This is a genomic window from Alteromonas halophila (assembly GCF_014651815.1).
Lineage (GTDB): Bacteria > Pseudomonadota > Gammaproteobacteria > Enterobacterales > Alteromonadaceae > Alteromonas > Alteromonas halophila.
Genome location: NZ_BMXP01000020.1, coordinates 1 through 4,157 on the forward strand (window position 1 = coordinate 1; position 4,157 = coordinate 4,157).

The 4,157-nt window shown below is 40.4% G+C and carries 5 protein-coding genes; 1 reads left to right on the forward strand and 4 read right to left on the reverse strand.

Annotated elements, in window-relative coordinates:
* Positions 1–639: 639 nt before the first annotated feature.
* Positions 640–1,371 carry a MauE/DoxX family redox-associated membrane protein gene (locus tag IE054_RS17630; protein WP_189408576.1) on the reverse strand — a complete coding sequence of 244 codons (732 nt, stop codon included), beginning with the start codon at positions 1,369–1,371 and terminating at the stop codon, positions 640–642.
* Positions 1,364–1,894, reverse strand: a complete 531-nt coding sequence (locus IE054_RS17635; RefSeq protein WP_118491398.1) for a DUF305 domain-containing protein — start codon at positions 1,892–1,894, stop codon at positions 1,364–1,366. The genes IE054_RS17630 and IE054_RS17635 overlap by 8 nt, the downstream gene beginning before the upstream one ends.
* Positions 1,895–2,041: 147 nt before the next feature.
* Between IE054_RS17635 and IE054_RS17640 the strand changes: the two genes are divergently transcribed.
* Positions 2,042–2,479, forward strand: coding sequence for an ion channel (locus IE054_RS17640; RefSeq protein ID WP_147402509.1), 438 nt, complete (start codon positions 2,042–2,044; stop codon positions 2,477–2,479).
* Between the two features lie 168 nt (positions 2,480–2,647).
* Here IE054_RS17640 and IE054_RS17645 read toward each other — a convergent pair whose 3' ends face one another.
* A complete protein-coding gene (locus IE054_RS17645) occupies positions 2,648–3,118 on the reverse strand; it encodes a YybH family protein (RefSeq protein WP_189408577.1) in 471 nt (156 codons plus the stop codon).
* Positions 3,119–3,131: 13 nt separating this feature from the next.
* Positions 3,132–4,025, reverse strand: a complete 894-nt coding sequence (locus IE054_RS17650; protein WP_024017185.1) for a CopD family protein — start codon at positions 4,023–4,025, stop codon at positions 3,132–3,134.
* Positions 4,026–4,157 lie beyond the last annotated feature (132 nt).

Here is a 4,157-nt window from a genome sequence, read left to right on the forward strand (position 1 = left end):
TTACATCGAGATGTTCTATAACAGCAAACGAAAACATGGTTCCAATAATCTACTGTCACCAGTAGAGTATGAAAATCGTTACGAAGAACGGCTGGGAAGTGTCTAGGTTAGTAGTGGCGATTCAGTCGGTATTCGCCCCGCATATCAGCGTTTTTACGCTAACGGCAATGCGAAGAGCGATCTGGCGCGGTTGCGGTTTTTTATGGTGAATCAGCCCTTAAGTGGCCACTTACTGAATTTTTTGCTTAAATCATGAGCAATAGCTATAGTAAAGCTGAGGATATTGTACTGTCGCAATACCAGTGAGAGGCGTTTCCAGCGTCTTTCGCTGGCTCCTTTCTGATTATTAGACACTTTCGTGATGGGCAATCCCTCTGAACGGACTGACCGATTAAATCGGATCCATACCTTTAAATTGGTAGGTCAGATATGACCTGAGTATAACCTTTATAGTTGACACCAAACGACGTAATAGAGGAATCTTAATACTGTGTATTGTTGCGTCACCGCGCAGCGTCAAGCCGCCTGTGGTGTTCGTACCAATTACGGCCACTAAAAAAGGTAGCGAGACGCTCTAAATATTTCGACTGTTGGCGGCTATGCAACTGTCTAGTGACCTCTAACGAGTCTTAAAACACATTATAAAAACAACATAATCAGTGCGCCTGCTATCATAAACAAATTTTCAGATAGCGATACAAAACCAAGGGGAACGCTGCTGTCACCACCGACACAAGCACATTTTAATTCCCGTTTATCAATATACACCGCTTTGAAGACAGATATTGCACCCACAGTTCCAATGAATAATGAGAAAGGAGCTACTGCCAGCGCCGGCAGTTGGGCAACCATCCCGATCCCTGCATATGCTTCTATAAATGGGTAAATATAACCATATCTTATCCATTTCATCGCTAACAAATCATAAGTGATAAAAGAATTTGTAAAGCTGTACAAATCTTTTAATTTTTGCACCGCTAAAAAGGTCATCGAAAATGCAATAAATAACATCAAGGTTCTGATAGAAATATAAGAACCAGCAACGAAGTATTGTACGGCTATAGCCAGAAGCGCTGCTACTGAAAATATGACGATAACAGGCGTATACGTAGTACCCGTTTGCCCTGCTTCGCCTTTATTGAAATACTCTCTCAAATCATCGTACCCGCCAACTCGTTGGCCGTCGATAAAAGCTTGTGGGGTCGTTTGTACATCATGCTTGGCTTTAAATTCGTCAGCTTCTTGTCTAGAGGTGAGTTCATGATCTTCTACTTCATATCCTTGCCTCTCTAACAAGTCTTTGGATCTCAAACCATAGGGACAAATATGCTCATCAGTCACCATTCTATATAGTTTAACTGTTTTACTCATCTTCCCCTCCTTTTCCGACTTTACCCTCAAACGATGGAACTGGTCTTTGGGATGCTTCAGCCTGTGTGATCGCCTTACCATTGGCTTCAATGTCTTTAATTAACCATTCCATTTCTTTAATTTCCTTGCGCTGGGCCTTGATAATGTTATCGGCTAACTCCCTGACGCGAACGTCTTCAATGCCTGAACGTTCACTAGTCAATATTGCAATTGAGTGATGCGGTATCATCGCTTTCATGTAAGAAGAATCTGCTACCGTTGTCTGAGAGCGAACCAAATAGACGCACACCAAGAATACAGATGCCGCCCCAATAAAAATCGCTGTATTTATTTTCTTATTGGTGTACATTCCCAGCATAAACGCCAACATAATTATGGCCATCCCCGCCCCCATATAGAGCGCCATATACGAGCGTGTTTCGCTGAACCAAATATGCGAAACAGTATAGGTGTTAAGATACATCATAATGAACATCGCAATAGTAGAGGTGATAATCATCGCTGCAAACTTGGAATATTTCATTAGCAATCCTTATTAAGATTTGTAAACTTTACATAAATCTGGCCGTACTTAAGCCATTTAAAACCAAATTCTTGAATTATAGCAAATAACGAACCAACATTATGAACCTATGAGGGTTTGACAGTTTGAGTTAAGCAGAGGGGATCAATGGTTTTAGCAGTTTTAATCGCACTAGTTGGCGTCTTAGCGGCCTGTTTGACACATTACTATGTACTGTACGGACTTCAACGGTATTATGTAAAATGTGACTGCTGTCTTTCGGTATGGCAGGCGATGCTTGCATTACTTATAATATTTGCAGTACATATTGTTGAGTCATTTTACTTTACAGGCATATATTGGGCTGCTCACCAACTCCTTGAGCTTGGTGAATTTACTAAAGCGTTTAAACCAATTTTCAGAGATTACTTTTACCATTCATTAGTGACTATGACGACCCTAGGGTTGAGTGAGTTCAACCCCGAAGGCCATATTAAATTCATCACAGCGATGCAATCACTTCTAGGCTTTATGATGCTGACATGGTCTGCTACGTTTTATTACAAACTTTTTTCGCAAGAAATTCCAAACAAAAAAAGCAATTAAACTCTTACGAACAACAGCACGATTTCACGGTTTTCCGACATATATCAATTAAGTTGCGACAAGCTTTAGCGCACTCCTGATAATACTGGGTTCCATTTTTTCTCAAAGCTTCGCACAGATAACACTGTGGTGAAGTCAATTTTATTCTCAGTCTTTTTTACCAATAAATTAATGAGACCAATGAATGTGCTTGATTTTCCATTCACCATTTTGTTTTTCCAGCACCATTGTTTCCATACCTTCGTAATTGCGCTCTTTACCCTTGTAAGAGCCTGTAGTATGACTACGCGAGGCCGATATCGCAGTATTACCAAGAACTGTCACTTGGTGCTCTAATGTTTCGCTCTTCATAGCCGCCAAGTACTTCATATCAGACAACATATGATGATGAGCGTATTCGTCTGCGCTTCTTTCAACACGACCGCCCTCATAAATGGTGACATCATCAGCTAATTGAGCACGCGCAAGCTCTTTGTTACTTGTTTCTAACGCTTCATGAAAAGCTAATACAACTTTTGCAGCTGGGGTATCCAGCCCTTTAAGCATTCCTTTATCTTTTTGTTTGTCACCATGAGCGTGAACTACAAAGCTAACCGTCATTAATAAAACGAGTAGTATATTTCTTTTTTTCATTTTCATTCTCTTTTCAGGTTTAATTTACAGGGCCGACAATACTAGTAAGCACTGCTGTTACAGATAAAATGGCAATAGCTACAAACATTTCAATTGAGATTGATTTGGATAATGTTTTTCTGCCATCATTATTTTTGAGCTGCGGGACTAATTTCAATTTATGTGTAGCGGCTATCTTCATTACGCAAATCACTAACAACAATTTAACTAATATGGTTTGTCCATAATTAGTAAATAGCAGAGCATCTAATCCACCCACCAACTGAATTGCCAATAATAAGCCAGCGATTAAGAGCAGACTTACCATGACACTAGCTTGTTTTCCAAACCTTTCCATCAATTGATAAAGCTTTTCGAATTCCAACTTATTGCAGGCTTTTTTAAGAGGGTAAAGGGCACCAAACCACCACGCCATTACAATGACATGCACCATTAATAGACCTTTTTCAAAGACCCCCATGACGGAAACGTGTCCAGCCAAAGTAAATGAATAAGAAAGAAAAAATAGACATATGACAAGCACGGCGTTTAAGACATATTTAGTAAGCTTCCAAACACAAAATTGAGAAGAAATTACTACTATCGCAACCCCAATCAGGCCAATCAAGCGCCATAGTGTGGTATCGCCTATTGACGAATCCCACATGATACTAATCATATCTAGGTCTAGCGCTCCTACTATTCCTTCTTCAACCATTGCGCCAGTGTTAGCAAAGAACCAAATTGCATTTGCTAGAAAAGCTATTAAGGCGGCAATAAGGGTTATCTGACTAAATGATCTTCTTTCTCCATTTTCCAAAGTATTACCGCCGTACACATTGCCAAAAAATGTATATCCAGCAATACAGGCAAAGCCAACGTAGAACGCAGTTTTCGTCAGCACTATGACCGTATTCCAGATATAAATTTCCATAGTAATCGCGGATTCAACCCCGAAGTGCACCACTCGCTAAATTAAGCTGCTCTTCGTAATGCATTGAACACGACCGATGGCTGCTTAAACCCTAGGCATTTCCTGGGTCTTGCATTCAGCGCACGCTCAACA